At 65.8% G+C, this 17,467-nt stretch carries 13 protein-coding genes; 9 read left to right on the forward strand and 4 right to left on the reverse strand.

All coding sequences use genetic code 11. The features are described from left to right. The first annotated feature begins 81 nt into the window (after positions 1 to 81). The 3 genes from A9974_RS28115 to A9974_RS28125 all read left to right on the forward strand — a co-directional run bounded on the left by A9974_RS28115 (position 82) and on the right by A9974_RS28125 (position 3,157). Positions 82 to 1,575 (forward strand): CoA-acylating methylmalonate-semialdehyde dehydrogenase, encoded by a 1,494-nt coding sequence (locus A9974_RS28115; protein WP_183007455.1) that lies wholly within the window; start codon positions 82 to 84, stop codon positions 1,573 to 1,575. Positions 1,576 to 1,669: 94 nt separating this feature from the next. After that, positions 1,670 to 2,614: a CysB family HTH-type transcriptional regulator gene (locus tag A9974_RS28120; protein WP_025137156.1), complete on the forward strand. Its 945-nt coding sequence runs from the start codon at positions 1,670 to 1,672 to the stop codon at positions 2,612 to 2,614. A gap of 222 nt (positions 2,615 to 2,836) precedes the next feature. Then, entirely contained in the window at positions 2,837 to 3,157 is a 321-nt protein-coding gene (locus A9974_RS28125) for a DUF2325 domain-containing protein (RefSeq protein ID WP_183007456.1), read from the forward strand. 164 nt (positions 3,158 to 3,321) lie between these two features. Here A9974_RS28125 and A9974_RS28130 read toward each other — a convergent pair whose 3' ends face one another. Further along, positions 3,322 to 3,984 carry a C40 family peptidase gene (locus A9974_RS28130; RefSeq protein WP_183007457.1) on the reverse strand — a complete coding sequence of 221 codons (663 nt, stop codon included), beginning with the start codon at positions 3,982 to 3,984 and terminating at the stop codon, positions 3,322 to 3,324. Positions 3,985 to 4,297: 313 nt separating this feature from the next. Between A9974_RS28130 and A9974_RS28135 the strand changes: the two genes are divergently transcribed. The 6 genes from A9974_RS28135 to ltaE all read left to right on the forward strand — a co-directional run bounded on the left by A9974_RS28135 (position 4,298) and on the right by ltaE (position 12,267). Further along, the gene (locus tag A9974_RS28135) at positions 4,298 to 6,187 is read left to right on the forward strand and encodes a propionate--CoA ligase (protein WP_183007458.1); all 1,890 of its coding nucleotides are present in this window, start codon (positions 4,298 to 4,300) and stop codon (positions 6,185 to 6,187) included. After that, entirely contained in the window at positions 6,184 to 6,591 is a 408-nt protein-coding gene (locus A9974_RS28140; protein ID WP_183007459.1) for a heme-binding protein, read from the forward strand. The genes A9974_RS28135 and A9974_RS28140 overlap by 4 nt, the downstream gene beginning before the upstream one ends. Then, a complete protein-coding gene (locus A9974_RS28145; protein WP_183007460.1) occupies positions 6,588 to 7,928 on the forward strand; it encodes an MFS transporter in 1,341 nt (446 codons plus the stop codon). Before A9974_RS28140 ends, A9974_RS28145 begins: the two co-directional genes overlap by 4 nt. Before the next feature lie 274 nt (positions 7,929 to 8,202). After that, positions 8,203 to 10,182, forward strand: coding sequence for an acetate--CoA ligase (acs, locus tag A9974_RS28150; RefSeq protein ID WP_183007461.1), 1,980 nt, complete (start codon positions 8,203 to 8,205; stop codon positions 10,180 to 10,182). Positions 10,183 to 10,325: 143 nt separating this feature from the next. Continuing rightward, positions 10,326 to 11,213 (forward strand): DMT family transporter, encoded by an 888-nt coding sequence (locus A9974_RS28155; protein WP_183007462.1) that lies wholly within the window; start codon positions 10,326 to 10,328, stop codon positions 11,211 to 11,213. A 43-nt stretch (positions 11,214 to 11,256) separates the two neighbouring features. Beyond that, positions 11,257 to 12,267 (forward strand): low-specificity L-threonine aldolase, encoded by a 1,011-nt coding sequence (gene ltaE, locus A9974_RS28160; RefSeq protein WP_183007463.1) that lies wholly within the window; start codon positions 11,257 to 11,259, stop codon positions 12,265 to 12,267. An 85-nt stretch (positions 12,268 to 12,352) separates the two neighbouring features. Here ltaE and A9974_RS28165 read toward each other — a convergent pair whose 3' ends face one another. The 3 genes from A9974_RS28165 to A9974_RS28175 form a co-directional block, all read right to left on the reverse strand. Continuing rightward, on the reverse strand, positions 12,353 to 13,687 hold the full coding sequence (locus A9974_RS28165) for an aspartate aminotransferase family protein (protein WP_183007464.1): 1,335 nt from the start codon (positions 13,685 to 13,687) through the stop codon (positions 12,353 to 12,355). 188 nt (positions 13,688 to 13,875) lie between these two features. Next, the gene (locus tag A9974_RS28170; protein WP_183007465.1) at positions 13,876 to 14,757 is read right to left on the reverse strand and encodes a GntR family transcriptional regulator; all 882 of its coding nucleotides are present in this window, start codon (positions 14,755 to 14,757) and stop codon (positions 13,876 to 13,878) included. A 212-nt stretch (positions 14,758 to 14,969) separates the two neighbouring features. After that, the gene (locus A9974_RS28175) at positions 14,970 to 17,354 is read right to left on the reverse strand and encodes an autotransporter outer membrane beta-barrel domain-containing protein (protein ID WP_183007466.1); all 2,385 of its coding nucleotides are present in this window, start codon (positions 17,352 to 17,354) and stop codon (positions 14,970 to 14,972) included. Between the last annotated feature and the right edge of the window lie 113 nt (positions 17,355 to 17,467).

Here is a 17,467-nt window from a genome sequence, read left to right on the forward strand (position 1 = left end):
GACCTGTGCCGGCGCCGCGCCCGCAACGATTCATGAACGCGGATTCCATCCGCATCGACGAAGCAGTGTGAGGAGCATCAAATGAGTGAAGTCCCCCGCGTTCCGCTATTGATCGGCGGCAAGCTCGTGCAGTCCAAAACCACCGAATGGCGCGACGTGATCAACCCCGCCACCCAGGAGGTCGTCGCCAAGGTGCCCTTCGCCACGCGTGAAGAACTGGACCTGGCTGTCTCCAACGCCAAGGAAGCCTTCAAGACCTGGCGCAACAGCGGACAGGGCATGCGCATGCGCGTCATGCTCAAGTTCCAGGAACTGCTGCGCGCCAACACCGGCAAGCTGGCCGAGATGATCACCCGCGAACACGGCAAGACGCTGCCGGACGCCGAGGGTGAAGTCGGCCGCGGCCTGGAAGTGGTCGAACATGCCTGCTCTATTGCCAATCTGCAGCTGGGCGAATACGCCGAGAATGCCGCGTCCGGCATCGACGTCTACACGCTGATCCAGCCGCTGGGCGTGTGCGCGGGCATCACGGCGTTCAACTTCCCCGTGATGCTGCCTTGCTTCATGTTCCCCATCGCGGTGGCCTGCGGCAACAGTTTCGTGCTTAAGCCGTCCGAGCAGGATCCGACCGCCTCGCTATTCCTCGCACAGCTGGCGCTGGAAGCCGGCCTGCCCCCGGGCGTGCTCAACGTGGTGCACGGCGGCCCGGACACGGCCAATGGCCTGTGCGAGCATCCGGACATCAAGGCGGTGTCGTTCATCGGCTCGACCCGTGTCGGCACCGAGATCTACAATCGCGCCTCAGCCGCGGGCAAGCGTTGCCAGTCCATGATGGGCGCCAAGAACCACTGCGTGATCCTGCCGGATGCCGACCCGGAAGTCGCGCTGAACCAGTTGGTGGGCGCCGCCTTTGGCGCGGCCGGCCAGCGCTGCATGGCGTCGTCCGTAGCGGTGCTGGTGGGCGATGCCCGCAATTGGCTGCCTGACTTTGTGGAGCGCGCCAAGAAGCTCAAGGTGAATTCCGGCATGGATCGTGCCGCCGACCTGGGCCCCCTGGTGTCGCCCAATGCCAAGAAGCGCGTCGAAAGCCTGATCCAGAAGGGCGTGGACGAAGGCGCCAAGCTGCTGCTGGACGGCCGCAATCTGAAGGTGTCCGGCTTCGAGCAGGGCAACTTCGTCGGCCCCACGATTTTCGACGGCGTTACCGAGAACATGACCATCTACACCGAAGAGATCTTCGGGCCGGTGCTATGCGTGGTGGGCGTGGAAACGCTGGAAGACGCGGTGGAATTCATCAACCGCAACCCCAACGGCAACGGCGTGGCCCTGTTCACGCAGGATGGCGGCGCCGCGCGCTACTTCCAGAACAACATCGACGTGGGCCAGGTGGGCATCAACGTGCCGATTCCGGTGCCGGTGGCCTGGTTCAGCTTCACGGGCTCGCGCGGTTCCAAGCTGGGCGACCTGGGCCCCAACGGCAAGCAGGCGGTGCAGTTCTGGACGCAGACCAAGACCGTGACGGCGCGCTGGTCGGCCCATGCCAAGACCGTGAACACCACGATCTCGATGCGCTGAAAGAGGGACGCCTTGCGCCTAAGCTTATACAAATAAGTTATAAGACAAGGCGTCCTTATTACTTATAATTGGCCCGTCTATCAGGGGCCAATTCATGAACCTGCAGCAATTTCGTTTTGTACGAGAAACCATCCGGCGCGACTTCAACCTGACCGAAGCCGCCCGGATGCTCTACACCTCCCAGCCGGGCGTGTCCAAGGCAATCATCGAGTTCGAAGACGAACTCGGCATCAAGATCTTCGAACGCCATGGCAAGCGCATCAAGGGGCTGACCAAGCCCGGTCTGGCGGTCTCGCAGGTGATCGACCGCATCATGCGCGAAGTCGACAACCTCAAGAAGGTCAGCGATGAATTCGCCCGCCGCGACGAAGGCGGCCTGGTGATCGCTTGCACCCACACCCAAGCCCGTTATCTGCTGCCGCGCGTCATTCCGGCATTCCGCAAGCAGTTCCCCAAGGTGCATCTATCGCTGGCCGAAGGCAGCCCTGCGCAACTGGCGGAAATGGTGCTGCACGAACAGGCCGACCTGGCGCTGGCGACCGAATCGCTGGCCCTGACCCCCGGCCTGGCGACGTTGCCCGTCTATGCCTGGGAACATACCGTGGTGGTGCGCCCTGACCATCCGCTGGCCGAGCTGACCTCCAGCGCCGCCAAGCGCCTGTCGCTGGCGCAACTGGCTGAATTTCCCATCGTGACCTACGACCGCGCCTTTACCGGCCGCAGCACGATCGACGAGGTCTTCGCCAACCAGGGCATCCACCCGGATATCGTGCTGGAAGCCATCGACGCCGACGTCATCAAGACCTATGTGGACGTGGGCCTGGGGATCGGCATCATCGCTGGCGTGGCCTACGACCCGCGGCGCGATTCGAACCTTGTCGGCCTGCCGGTGGGCCACCTGTTCGGCACGCACACCACCCGCGTGGGCGTGAAGGCGGGCGTGTTCCTGCGCGACTACGTCTACACCTTCCTGGAAATGCTGGCGCCGTCCCTGACCCGCGCGGTCGTGACCGAAGCCGTGCAGGGCGCGCCGAAGTAGGCGCGGCCGGCATGGGCGCCCCAACACAAGACGCGGCTTCCTTCGGGCGCCGCGTTTTTTTTGGCCGTCTAGCCTCTGCGGGAGAGGGCGGAACGGGTGTCTCGCTATCTCTTTCCATAAGCTCATAAAAATAATTAAATAAGAACTGATCTCATTTAAGTTGACTAAAAAATAGGAATCATTATCATTACATCCAGTCTCAACGACCCAGTGAGGTTCAACATGACGGCAGGATTGAGTGCAGTGGTAGTGGGCGCCGACAGGCTCGGCAACATCCCGGATCTGCTTAAAGGACACAATATTTCGATCACGCACCACATCAGTGGCCGTGACCCCTCGCATCAGAAGAAGACGTTGCAATTGCCCTCGGGCACCCAGCTGGTCATTTTGCTGACGGATTTCCTGGGCCATAACGTCATGAAGACGTTCCGCAATGCGGCGCAGCGGGGCGGCATCCGTGTCGTGGCTTGTCGCCGTTCGGTGTGCAGCATGCAGCAGGCCCTGCAGCAGTGCGGGCTGTGCTCGAGAGCCGCGGTTCACTGACGGCTCGCCGCGCCGCTGCGGACACTAAGAACTGGGGAGGCCGAAACGGCCTGCGGCCCCAAGGCCGCGAAGAGAAATGAAAAACGCCGCCGGACTGGAAAGTCCGGCGGCGTTTTGCTTGTTGGGGGATGGCGCGGGGCAGGCCGCCGTGCGAGGATGCCGGATCAGTTGGCCGCGCGGGCGCTGGCCATCAGGCTGTTGTCCAGGCGGCGGGCGCCGTTGTAGCGCTTGGTCCAATAGGCCATGGTCATGTTTTCGACGCGCACTACGCCGCCGGCGCTGGGCGAGTGCACGAAGCGGTCGTCGCCCAGGTAGATGCCCACGTGGGAGTAGCGGCGGCCCATGGTGTTGAAGAAGACCAGGTCACCGGCCTTGAGTTCGTTCTTGCTGACGGAGGTGCCTTGCTGGGCGATTTCGGCGGCGTTGCGGGGCAGCTTCAGGCCCAGCGAACGTTCGGCCGAGTAGGCCACCAGGCCGCTGCAGTCGAAACCGGTGTCGGGGGAACTGCCGCCGAAGCGGTAGCGGATGCCCAGGTAGTTCAGGGCTTCGCTGACCATGGCGTTGTCGCTGCTGACGCCCGACTGGGCGCGCTGTTGGCGGTCGCGCTTGAATTTCTGCACCACCAGCATGCCGATCGGGTCATCGGCGGTGGCAACCCATTCCGTCTCGTAGGGATCGATCTCGGACGAAAAGGCGGTGGATTTTTGATTGGTGTTTGCACAACCCGCCAGACCCGCGACGCAAGCCACCAGCGCCAGCAAACGCAGACCGCGGTTTGCCTGGCCAGAGGATGAATTCAGTCGCGCGCTTTTGGAGTGTCGATGCATTCGCCTGGGGATGGCCAACCGCTTATTTCGCGCATCAGGGGCAATAAAGCGTCAAAAACGCTAAAAAACACCTGAACAGCTGGAATAAAGCAGCGAACCAACAGATATGTTGTCACAACTTCGCGGGGATTCTACCAAACTTTTAAGACTGGTTCGTTACTGTAACCAGCCGAGCGCCCGTGAGGCGTAGACGCGTGGCAGAATTTTTTGATCTGCGGCAAGCCTGGTGCAAGGTTTGCCAACCAAAATGACCGAAGAATTCAAAAAGAAAGCAATCGGCCATAAGGCGTATGCACAATAACAGGAGACAAAAATGCAAAAAACCAGGGATTTCCATTACCGCTCGGTGCATGACCGCGACGCCTTCTGGCGCGAAGAGGCCGGCCGAGTGCATTGGGACACGCCTTTCGAGTCGGTTCTGGACTTTTCCCGGCCGCCGTTCGCCAAGTGGTTCGTGGGCGGCACCACCAACCTCTGCTACAACGCCGTGGACCGCTGGCTGCCGACCCAGGCCGACAAGCCGGCCCTGATCTGGGTGTCGACCGAAGTCGATCGCGAACGGGTCTACACGCGCCAGGATGTCTATGACGAGGTCAACGCAGCGGCCGCCATGCTGCGCGACCTGGGCGTGGGCCGCGGCGACCGGGTGCTGCTGTACATGCCGATGGTGCCCGAGGCCGTTTTCACCATGCTGGCCTGCGCGCGTATCGGCGCGGTGCATTCGGTGGTGTTCGGGGGATTTGCCTCGGTCAACCTGGCGCAGCGCATCGACGACGCCTCGCCCAAGGTGATCGTGTGCACCGACGGCGGGTCGCGCGGCGGCAAGGTGGTGCCCTACAAACCCCTGCTGGACCGGGCGCTTGGCCTGTGCAAGACCCCGCCGGCTTCGGTGGTGGTGTTTGATCGCGGCCTGGCGCCGTTCGAACCGGTGGCCGGCCGCGACCTGGACTACGCCACGCTGCGCGCCGCCCAGCATGGCGTGCACGTGCCGGTGACCTGGCTGGAGTCGTCCGAGCCCAGCTACATCCTGTATACCTCTGGCACCACCGGCAAGCCCAAGGGCGTACAGCGCGACACGGGGGGCTATGCGGTGGCGCTGGCCTCGTCGATGGAATACCTGTTCAACGGCCGCGCCGGCGATACGTTCTTCTGCACCAGCGACATCGGCTGGGTGGTGGGGCACTCCTATATTGTGTATGGCCCGCTGATCGGCGGTCAGGCGACCGTGCTGTACGAAGGCACACCGGTGCGTCCGGACGGCGCCATCCTGTGGAAGCTGGTCGAGCAATTCGGCGTCAACACGCTGTTTTCGGCGCCCACCGCGGTGCGGGTGCTCAAGCGCCAGGATCCGGCGCTGCTGGCCAAGCATGACCTGTCCACGTTGCGGGCGGTGTACCTGGCGGGCGAGCCGCTGGACGAGCCCACCGCGAAATGGATTTCGGAAGGGCTGGGCAAGCCCATCATCGACAATTACTGGCAGACCGAGTCCGGCTGGCCCATTCTGTCGGCCCAGCCGGGCGTGGAAAAGGTGGCGACCCGCTACGGCAGCCCGTCATTCCCGGTGTATGGCTTTGACGCGCGCATCGTCAGCGAAGCCGATGGCCAGGACCTGGGGCCCGACCAGAAGGGCGTGGTGGCCATCGTGCCGCCGTTGCCCCCCGGCGCCATGTCCACCATCTGGGGCGACGACGAGCGCTTCGTCCAGACCTATTTCACGTCGATCCCGGGCCGTCAGGTCTATTCCACCTTCGATTGGGGACTGGTCGACGCGGACGGCTACTGGTTCATCCTGGGCCGCACCGACGACGTGATCAACGTGGCGGGTCACCGCCTCGGGACGCGAGAGATCGAGGAGTCGGTCAACAGCCACAGCGGCATTGCCGAGTGCGCGGTGGTGGGCGTGGCCGATGCGCTCAAGGGCCAGGTCGCGATGGCCTTCGCGGTGCTGAAGAATCCCGCGATCGCGGACAGTTCCGAGGGCGCAAAGCAGCTGGAAGGGGATATCATGCGGCTGGTGGAAGATCAGCTGGGAGCGGTGGCTCGGCCGGCCCGGATCCGGTTCGTGGGCGCGCTGCCCAAGACCCGTTCCGGCAAGGTGCTGCGCCGCGCGATCGTCGCCGTCTGCGAAGGCCGCGACCCCGGAGACCTGACCACCATCGAAGATCCCACCGCTCTCGAACAAATCAAGGAGTCGCTGCAATGAACACCAAACCCGTGCTGACCGCCGAAGACGTCAAGAAAATCCTGGCCGCGGCCGAAGCACACGCCCTGCAGAACAAGTGGGCGGTCACCATCGCCGTGTCGGACGATGGCGGTCATCTGCTGGGCATGCTGCGACTGGACGACGCCGCACCCATTTCCTCCCATATCGCGCCGGCCAAGGCCAAGACCGCGGCGCTGGGCCGCCGTGAATCGCGCATCTACGAAGAAATCATCAACAACGGCCGCTACTCGTTCCTGTCGGCGCCGCTGCTTGAAGGCATGCTGGAAGGCGGCGTGCCGATCCAGGTCAACGGCCAAGTGGTTGGCGCCGTCGGCGTGTCGGGCGTGAAGTCCACCGAAGACGTCCAGGTCGCCCAGGCGGGCATCGCCGCGCTGGGCCTATGAGCCAGGAAACGCCGCGGCAAGCGCCCACCAGCCTTGCCGCGCCGGCCGGGGGGGCGGCGGACTCCGGTCCGCTGAACCCCGGCGTGGCCAAGCGCGAAGTCTGGGCCTGGGCCATGTACGACTTCGCCAATTCCGGCTACACCACCGTGATCCTCACGGCGGTGTTCAGCACCTATTTCGTCAGCGTGGTGGGCGGCCGTGCGCCGTGGGCCACGCTGGCCTGGACGGCGGCGCTGTCGCTGTCCTACCTGCTCATCATGCTGACCATGCCCACGCTGGGCGCCCGGGCCGATGCCCGCGCCAGCAAGCGGCGCCTGCTCTACACCAGCACCACCGGCTGCGTGGCGGCCACGCTGGTGCTGACCCAGGCCGGCCCGGGTGATGTCTGGCTGGCCCTGGCGGCCATCGTCGTCTCCAATTACTGCTATTGCATCGGCGAGTCCGTGGTGGCGGCGTTCCTGCCTGAACTGGCCAAGCCTTCGGCGCTGGGCCGGGTGTCGGGGTGGGGCTGGAGCTTCGGCTATTGCGGCGGCATGCTCACGCTGGGTTTGTCGCTGGTCGTGGTCAAGCTGGCCGAGGCCGATGGGCTGGATGCCGAGCATTTCGTGCCGCGGGTCATCCTGGTGACCTGCGCGGTCTTTGCGCTGGCGGCGTTGCCGTCGTTCTTCATGCTGCGCGAACGCGCGCGGCCGCAGGCCGAGCCCAAGCAGGCGCTGGATGTGTTCAAGCGGCTGGCCTACGCCTGGCGCGAAACCGGCCAGCACTTTCCCGAATTCCGCCGCCTGCTGATGTGCATCGCCTGCTACCAGGCGGGCATCTCGGTGGTGATCACGCTGGCGGCGGTCTACGCGTCCGAGGTCATGGGCTTCACCACGCCGCAGATCATGCTGCTGGTGTTCACGGTCAACATCGGCGCCGCCGCCGGCGCATTCTCGTTCGGCTATGTGCAGGACCGCATCGGGCACAAGCCCGCGCTGGCCATCACGCTGTGCGGCTGGATCGTGATGGTGCTGGTGGCCTATGCGGCTGTGACCGCGCCGGTGTTCTGGGTGGCCGCCACGCTGGCGGGCCTGTGCATGGGCACCACCCAGAGCGCGGGCCGCGCCATGACCGGCGCGCTGGCGCCGGCGGGGCGCCTGGCGGAATTCTTCTCGCTGTGGACCTTCGCGGTGCAACTGGCCGCCGTCATCGGTCCGCTGACCTACGGCCTGGTCACCTGGGCCACGCACGGCAACCACCGCCTGGCCATTCTGGTCACCGGGCTGTTCTTCGTGGGCGGCCTTGCGCTCCTGTCGCGCGTGGACATGGCGCGCGGGCTGGCGCGACAGGCCGCGTAGCGGACGCGCCCGCCGCAGCCACCCGCTGCAACTGATATTCTTACGAAGTCCCGGACGCTGTCCCGCGCGCGGCGCGGCGTCCGGTGGTTTGCGTATGCGCTGTCAGGTTGTCGATGCCGTTTGCCGCCGTGGCCAGCGGTTGCGCTCTTGTAGCGATGCGGGCTCTGGCCCGCATTTTGCGTAAGGTGCCCGTAAGAGCGTGGCGATACGGTTGCGAGTGGGCAATAAAAGAAAACAGCATCAACAACAGAATCACAGATTGGAGACAAAGATCATGTCGAATGCTATTGAGTCCGTACTGGTAGAAACCCGGGTCTTTCCGCCGCCCGAGCGCGCGGCGCAGGGCGCCGCGATTCCCAGCATGGATGCCTACAACGCGCTGTGCGCGCAAGTCGAAAAGGACTTCGACGGCTTCTGGGCCGGCCAGGCCCGCGACAACCTGCAGTGGACCAAGCCGTTCACCGAGGTGCTGGACGAATCGAACGCGCCGTTCTACCGCTGGTTCGGCGACGGCGAACTGAACGTCTCGGCCAACTGCCTGGACGTGCACCTGACCAACGGCAACGCCGACAAAACCGCCATCATCTTCGAAACCGATGACGGCAAGGTCAACAAGGTCAGCTACCGCGAACTGCTGGCGCGCGTGTGCCGCTTCGCCAACGGCATCGCCGCGCTGGGCTACAAGAAGGGCGACCGCGCCATCATTTACATGCCCATGTCGATCGAGGCCGTGGTGGCCATGCAGGCCTGCGCTCGCCTGGGCGTGACGCACTCGGTCGTGTTCGGCGGCTTCTCGGCCAAGAGCCTGCAGGAGCGCATCGTCGACGTCGGCGCATCGCTGGTCATCACCGCCGACGAGCAGGTCCGCGGCGGCAAGACCATTCCGCTCAAGCCGGCGGTGGAAGAAGCCATCGCCATGGGCGGTTGCGAAGCCGTGCGCCAGGTGATCGTCTACCGCCGCACCGGCGGCAAGGTGCAATGGAACGACACGCGCGACCTCTGGATGCATGACGTCGAGGCGGGCCAGCCCGACACCTGCGAGCCGGTACCGGTCAACGCCGAGCATCCGCTGTTCATCCTTTACACGTCCGGTTCGACGGGCAAGCCCAAGGGCGTGCAGCATTCGTCCGCCGGCTACCTGCTGTGGGCGCTGTTGACCGTCAAGTGGACCTTCGACGCCCGCAAGGACGACGTCTATTGGTGCACGGCCGACGTGGGCTGGGTGACCGGCCACACCTACATCACTTACGGCCCGCTGGCCGCGGGCCTGACGCAAGTGGTGTTCGAAGGCGTGCCCACGTTTCCCAACGCCGGCCGCTTCTGGGACATGATCGCGCGCCACAAGGTCACCACGTTCTATACCGCGCCCACCGCGATCCGTTCGCTGATCAAGGCCGCCGAGGCCGCGCCCGAAACCCATCCGTCCAAGTACGACCTGGACAGCCTGCGCATCATCGGCACGGTGGGCGAGCCCATCAATCCCGAAGCGTGGATCTGGTATCACAAGAACATCGGCCGCGAGCGCTGCCCCATCGTCGATACCTGGTGGCAGACCGAAACCGGCGGCCACATGATCACGCCGCTGCCGGGCGCTACGCCCACCAAGCCGGGTTCCTGCACGCTGCCGCTGCCGGGCATCGCCGCGGCGATCGTGGACGAGACGGGCGGTGACGTCGACCAGGGCAATGGCGGCTTCCTTGTCATCAAGCGTCCGTGGCCGGCCATGATCCGCAATATCTGGGGCGACCCCGAACGCTTCAAGAAGAGCTACTTTCCGCCCGAGCTGCGCGGCTACTACCTGGCCGGCGACGGCGCGCAGCGCGACGCGGATGGCTACTTCTGGATCATGGGCCGCATTGACGACGTGCTGAACGTGTCGGGCCACCGCCTGGGCACCATGGAAGTCGAATCGGCGCTGGTCGCGCACGAACTGGTGGCGGAAGCTGCCGTGGTCGGCCGCCCCGACGACACAACCGGCGAAGCCGTGGTGGCGTTCGTGGTGCTCAAGGGCGCACGTCCCGAAGGCGCCGATGCGCAAGCCATCGCCAAGACGCTGCGCGACTGGGTGGCCAAGGAGATCGGCCCGATTGCCAAGCCCAAGGACATTCGCTTCGGCGACAACCTGCCCAAGACCCGTTCCGGCAAGATCATGCGCCGCCTGCTGCGCGTGGTCGCCAAGGGCGAGGAAGTGACCCAGGACGTGTCGACGCTGGAAAATCCGGCCATCCTGGAACAGCTGTCCAAGCCGCTGTAAATGGCTTGCGCCCGTCCGCAACGCGGACGGCGTGGCCCGATCCCCGCGCGGCGGGAGCATAATGCGAGATGCCCATACCGGTTTGCCGGTATGGGCATCGTCGTTTTGTTCCCTTTCAAAAATAATCCACCGGAGACGCCGCCGTGAGCCGCAGCAGTTTTGATCGCGCAGGGCTTGCCCTGATGTTCAGCACCATCCTCGTGTGGGCCGGCAGCTGGATCGCGATGAAACTGATCGTGCCCTACATCGGGCCCTTCGATTTCGTGGCGTTGCGGTATGTGGTGGGCAGCCTGGTGCTGTTCGCGCTGGCGATCGCGACCCGCCGGCCGCTGGCCATGCCGCCATGGAAACTGACCCTGTTGATCGGCCTGACCCAGACCGCGGGGTTCCAGGGCTTCGTGCAGACCGCGCTGGTGTCCGGCGGCGTGGGCAAGGTGTCATTGATGGCCTATACGATGCCGTTCTGGGTGGTGCTGTTCGCCTGGGGCATGCTGGGCGAGCGGCCCACGGCGCGGCACGGCGTGGGCATCGGCATGGCGGCGATCGGCCTGGTGCTGTTCATCGAGCCGTGGCATGGCCTGGGCGACCTGAAGCCCGTGCTGCTGGGGCTGGGCAGCGGCTTGTGCTGGGGCGTCGGCACCGTGCTGTCCAAGCGCATGTTCGACCGCCATGCACCCGATGTGATGACTTTCACCGCCTGGCAGATGCTGTTCGGCGGCCTGGTCGTGACGCCTGTGGCGTTCCTGGTGCCGCAGATTCCCGCGCAATGGGGCTGGCAGCTCTGGACCGGCATGACCTATATCGTCCTGATCGCCACGGCCGCTGGCTGGCTGCTGTGGCTGCAGGTGGTGCGACGGGTGCCGGCATCCATCGCCGGTCTGTCCAGCCTGGGCGTGCCGGTGGTGGCGATGCTGATGGCGTGGGTGGTGCTGTCCGAACGTCCGTCGCTGGTTGAGCTGGGCGGCATGGCCTTGATCCTTGCCGGTATTTTCGTGGTGAGCCGCGCGGCGCCGGCGGTGCGCGCGGACTGAACCCGCGGTTTTCCGAATTCCGTTTTCTATCCGAGGCATTTTCATGATCGATTTGCGCAGCGATACCGTCACCCGGCCGACGCCGGGCATGTTGCAGGCCATGACCAGCGCCCCGCTGGGCGATGACGTGATGGGCGACGACCCCACCGTCAACCGCCTGCAGCAGGCCGTGGCCGAGCGCGCCGGCAAGGCCGCCGGCCTGTTCTTCCCGTCGGGTACCCAGAGCAACCTGGCCGGCCTGATGGCCCACTGCGAACGCGGCGACGAATACCTGGTGGGCCAGCTAGCGCACACCTACAAGTACGAAGGCGGCGGCGCCGCGGTGCTGGGCAGCATCCAGCCCCAGCCGATCGAACACGCCGAAGACGGCTCGCTGCCGCTGGAAAAGCTGGCCGCCGCGGTCAAGCCCCAGGGCGATCCGCATTTCGCCCGTACGCGCTTGCTGGCGCTGGAAAACACCTTTCACGGCAAGCTGATTCCGGCCGACTACATCCGCGCGGCCACCGATTGGGCGCGCGGCCAGGGACTGGGCACGCACCTGGATGGCGCGCGCGTCTTCAATGCGGCGGTCGCCAGCCGCAAGCCGCTGGCCGACCTGTGCGAGCCGTTCGACTCGGTCTCGATCTGTTTTTCCAAGGGCTTGGGCGCGCCGGTGGGTTCGGTGCTGGTGGGCAGCGCCGAGCTGATCGCCCGCGCGCGCCGCTGGCGCAAGATGCTGGGCGGCGGCCTGCGTCAATCGGGCGTGCTGGCGGCGGCCTGCCTGTACGCGCTGGAACACCATGTCGACCGCCTGGCCGACGATCACGAGCATGCGCGGCAATTGGCCGCCGGCCTGCGCGGTATTGCCGGCGTGCGGGTGCTGAGCCAGGACACCAATATGGTGTTCGCGGAATTCGAGCCGGCGCGTTGCGATGCGCTGACCGAAGGCTTGGCCGCCGACGGCATCCTGATGCGAGCGGTCTACGGCGGCCCGACCCGGCTGGTGACGCATCTGGACGTGTCCGCCGAGGACGTGCGCCGGGTGGTCGAGGCCGTGGCGCGCCGTCTCGGCTGACGAGGGGGGCTACGGGCTTTGCCGGGCGCAGGATGCAGGATGCGGCGCGGCCCGGCAAAGCCGCTGCCCTGGATGGCGCCCGCGCTCAGGCTGCGGCGCGCAGCACGTCCGACAGCACCGAGAACAATTCATCGATCTGCGACCGCTCGATGATGAGCGGGGGCGACAACAGCATCGTGTCTCCGGCCGAGCGGATCAGGCAGCCGCGTTCCAGGCAGGCTTGGTGCACGGCAAAGCCGCGCTGGCCCGGCTTGCCGTCCTGAGACGCAAGCTCGATCGCGGCCAGAAGGCCGATGTTGCGGATGTCCACCACATGCGGCAGGCCTTTCAGGCTGTGCGCCGCGTCCTCCCAGTAGCGCCAAAGTTCGCGGCTGCGCTGGAACAGGCCTTCGCGCCGGCAGATGTCCAGCGTCGCCAGCCCGGCTGCGCAGGCCACCGGATGACCCGAGTACGTGTAGCCATGGGCCAGTTCGATGGCGCTGCCCGGGCCTTGCATGAAGGCATCGTAGACATGCTGGCGCACCAATGTGGCGCCCATCGGGATCGCCCCGTTGGTCAGGCCTTTGGCGCTGGTGATGAGGTCGGGCGTGACGCCGAAATGCGCCGAGGCGAAGGCGCCGTCGATGCGGCCGAAGGCGCAGATCACTTCGTCGAAGATCAGCAGGATGCCGTGGGCATCGCAGATCTGCCGCAGTTTTTGCAGATAGCCCTTGGGCGGCACCAGCAGGCCGGTGGACCCCGCCACGGGCTCGACGATGACGGCCGCGATGGTGGAGGCGTCATGCAGCGCCACGATGCGTTCGAGCGCATCGGCCAGGTGCGCGCCCCAATCGGGCTGGCCGCGGGTGTAGGCCATCTGATCGCGGTCATAGGTATGCGGCAGGTGGTCGACGTAGGGCAGCAGGTTGCCGAAGGGTTTGCGGTGGCCGGCGATGCCTGACACCGACAGGCCGCCGAAACCCACGCCGTGATACGACCGTTCGCGTCCGATCAGGCGCACGCGCTGGCCCTGGCCGCGCGCGCGGTGATAACCCAGCGCGATCTTCAGCGCGGTGTCGACGGCTTCGGAGCCGGAATTCGAAAAGAACACATTGGAAAAGCCGGCGGGGGCTTCCTGGCAGAGCGTCTCGGCCAGTTCGAACGCGAGCGGATGGCTCATCTGGAACGACGGCGCGTAGTCCAGTTCGTAGGCGGTGCGGGCGATGGCGTCGACGATCTCGGGGCGGCGGTGGCCGGCGTTCACGCACCACAGGCCCGCGATGCCGTCCAGCACGCGGCGGCCGTCGGGCCGGATGTAGTGCATGCCTTCGGCGGCGCTGAACAGCACCGGATCGCGCTTGTACCGCCGGTTGGCGGTAAAGGGCATCCAATAGGCTGCGGCGTTGAGGGCGGGAGCGGGGCGGGACGCGGGCGAAGACATGGGAATCCTGGTTTCTGGAAGTTCAGGGTCCGTCTATTTTGTATTAATACAAAGAAAAATACAATTTTGGGGGTTGCGAAGGCCGGCGGCCAGATGGCAGCCAGGCAGGCGGGGCGGTCCGGCGTGAAGGCCGGCGGATATCGAAGGGGAAATGCCGAAGCGGGCAGAGGGGGCGCCGGCCGCCGGCGTCAGGACGCCTGCAGCGAGGCCTGCAAATGGCGCCGCATCAGCTGCGCCGCGCGTTCCTGGTCGCCGGCTTCCAGGGCGTCGATGATTTGCAGATGCTCGCGGGTGGAGCCGATGTAGCGCGCGTCGCGGTGGAAGGCGGCGTGTTCCTCCAGGCGGCGCAGCTGGTTCTGCTGCTGCACGGCCTGCAAAAGGTAGCGGTTGCCCGAGAAGCGCGCCAGCAGTTCATGGAACGAGGCGTTCAGAGCGAAGAATTCGGTGGCCGAGATGGCGGCGTCGTCGCGCTCGGCCAGCGCTTCGTGCGCGGCCCGCATGCGGGCCAGGGCGTCGCGATCCACTTGGAAGGTGGGTTCCAGCAGGCCGGCGCATTCGATCGCCATGCGGAAGCGGTAGCTTTCATCGAGCGCTGCGCGGCTTTCCAGCGACGGCGCGAATTGCCAGCCGTGGCCCTTGCGCTTTTCGATCAGGCCGTCGGCCGACAGTTGCAGCAAGGCCTTGGCCAGCACGCTGCGCGGCGCGCGATAGCGTTGCAGCAGGTCGCGTTCGGTGAATTGGTCGGGCAGCACGCGGGCGGCACGATCGTCGATCAGGCGGCGGTAGAGCTCCTGCTGGGTCGGGCCGGCGCCGGCAATGGCGGCATCCGCCAGCGCGGCATTGTCGGCCACGGTATAGCCGCTGTTGGGCCGGTGCGTGATCAGGCCCTGCGTCGCCAGCAGCTTGAGCGCGCCGCGCACCGGGGTGCGCGACACTTCGTAGCCAGCGGCAAGCGCTTCCTCGGACAAGTGGGTGCCGGGCATGTAGCGCCGGGTCACGATGTCCTGCGCGATCAGGCGGGCCAGATCGACTTGCAGCGGGGTGGGGCGGGCAGGGGCGGCGGCGGACATGGATGGGCGCGGGATCGGCGATGGGGCAATGGTAACGGACAGAAGCGGCAAGCAGGCTGGCGGTGACGCGCGCGCTGATGCGGATTCCGGCTTCGCTGGAGAAAAAAAGGCGTACCAACTCGCGTTGGTACGCCCCAAGAGACCCAGTTGGCCCACCAGGCCCCTCTCCAGCGATATCCGCGCTTGCGCGCGGATATCCAGCGAATCTGCCTTTAAAAGCGCCAGCTCACGTTCACGGTGCCCGTGTTCTGCTGGTTGCCATTGCCGAACTGGCCGGAATAGGCCAGGCCGAGCGTGGCGTTCTTGCTCATTGCCATGTCCACGCCCAGCGCGACCACGGCCGCGTCGCGCGACAGCGGCGTGCCTGCCACGGTGAAGGGCTGGCTGCCGTCGAACGACATCGTGGTTTCCGGGTTGACGTCGCCGTAGGCATGGCGCCAGCCCAGCGTGCCGCGCAGGCGGGCGGCGTTCTGGCCCATGTCGAACGTGGTCTGGGCGTGCAGGCCCAGGGTAGTGGTGGCCACCTTGTTGCTGTTGCCACGGCCGCTGAGAGCGGCGTCGCCGCCCGACTCCGAGAAACCGCGGGTGCGCAGGTCGCTGAAGTCCGCGCCGACGAACGGCTCGAGCGTGACGCGGTCATTCAGCGGGATGGCATAGCCGACCTCGGTGAAAACCTGGCCCGTGCTGGCGCTGTAGTCCGCCTTCAGGGCCTGGAGCTGGCCCGCCGCGTTGATATTGCGCTTGCTGCGCACGTCATGCCACGTGTAGGCCACGCCGCCGCTGACGTTGAGTTTGCCAGCGCCGGCCTCGAAGGCCTTGCCGCCGTAGACGATCGCGCTGTAGCTGTCGACGTCGGTCCGGGCCGAACGGTCGTTCACGGTGATGCGGCTGCCGGTGTAGCCCAAGGCGCCGCCCAGGCGCCAGCCATTGCCCACGCCGTGATCGCCGCCGACGAACAGGCCGGCGTCGGTTTCGCGGGCTTTGGCCGCATTGCCGTTGCCGTCCATGGTGCGCCAGTTGCCGAACACCTGGGCCCACATCGGCTGCGCGGCCGAACGCGGTAGGGCGGATGCGTCGCCGCGGCCGACCTGGGCCGTGGCGGGGCCCGGCACCCAGCCGGCGTTCATGTTGGCATGCAGATGGGCCAGCGGCAGGTTCACCACGTTGTTGGTGACGTTTTGCATGGCCGACACTGTGCTGACGTGCGACTCGCCCGCCAGGTCGGCGAACACGCCGGCCGGCGCGCCTTCGGGCAGGTTCAGCACGCGGCTGTACAGGGTGTTGGTGGTCGGCAGGCTTTGCAGCGCGCGCGCGGTCGAACGCTGATTGCCGGTCACGGCCAGGTCGGCGAATTCGATGGGGCGGGTGGTGCCGCCCGATCCGCCCGGGGTAACGGGCGGCGTGCTGGTGTCGACCGGCACGCTCTTGAGATCGACTTGCAGCACGACATCATTGCCGTTGTAGGCCAACTTGGGGTCCAGGAAGGCCAGGTTGCTGGACACGCTGGTGAACTTGCTGCCGTTCAAGCCGCCGTCCGCCGTCAGGATGGTGTAGGCGGTGGAGGCCGCGTAAGAACCTCCGGAACCCACGTGCAGCACGGAACCGGCCAGGTTGGCCACGCCCAGTGCGTGGACCTTGTCGCTCCTGCCGTCGGCGGTGGCGTCGACCCGATAGGTCGAATTGGCGTCAAAGGTCAGGTCGCCGTTGACCTGCAGGGTGCCGACCGGGGTAGCGGCCGAACCCGGCGACAGGGTCGCGCCGGCCAGCAGCGTGGTCGGGCCGACTTCGCCCGATCCGGCCAACGTGCCGGCCACCGACAGCAAGCCCTTCACTTCGCTGCTGCCCATCGTCAGGGTGGCGCTGCGGGCTACGTTGACGTTGCGCCCGCGGATGACGGCCACCGGGGTGTAATCGATATTGATGTTGACAGTGCCGGCGCTGCCGTCGACGACACCCGTGATAAGGCCGCCATTGATGTCCAGCGTTCCCGAGCCCAGCCGCACGATGCCGTTGATCGTGCCGGTGTTGGCGATATTGATGGGCGTGGTCGCGCCTGACACATCCACCGCGACACCGTCGATCTTGCTGTTGATGGTGCCCGTGTTGGTGATGCCGCGCCGAACCGTTGCGCCCGACACCACGATGCCCGCGTCGATGGTGCCGCTATTGCTGATGCGTCCGCTGATCGTACTGCCGCCGGTCACTTCAAGGCCCACGCCGGTGCCGTAGCTGCCGGAGATGCGGCCGACGTTGACGATATCGCCAGTGATCGAGCTGGCATTGCGGATGCTGATGGCGGAGTCGCCGGTCACCTGCCGGGTGTCTTCATTGCGGATCGAGCCGTCCACGGTCGACGTGTCGATCTTGATGCCCGAGCCCCCCGTGGCCGAGTTCCACAGCGTGCCGTTGTTGATGAGATTGCCGCGAAGAATGGCGCCGTTGGTGAGGTTGACGGCGGTGTCTGTACCCGTGTTCGTGAGGTTGCCGATTTGCGTCGTGCCATTCAGGTCGACCGCGAGGGCGGGCGTGGCAGCCAGGGGCGAAAAGCTGACGGCCAGGACAAGCGCCAGCGGGGTGAGTTGGAAGCGGGGATGCATGTGTAGAGACCATGTAAATTTCGTGTCTGAAATATACCGATCATTGCATCCTCAAATCTGAGCAAATCTGAGCGTTTTGTAAAGCGATGGGAAAACGAGGGAATTGGGCGATC

The sequence above is a fragment of the Achromobacter sp. UMC71 genome (assembly GCF_014170305.1).
Lineage (GTDB): Bacteria > Pseudomonadota > Gammaproteobacteria > Burkholderiales > Burkholderiaceae_B > Achromobacter.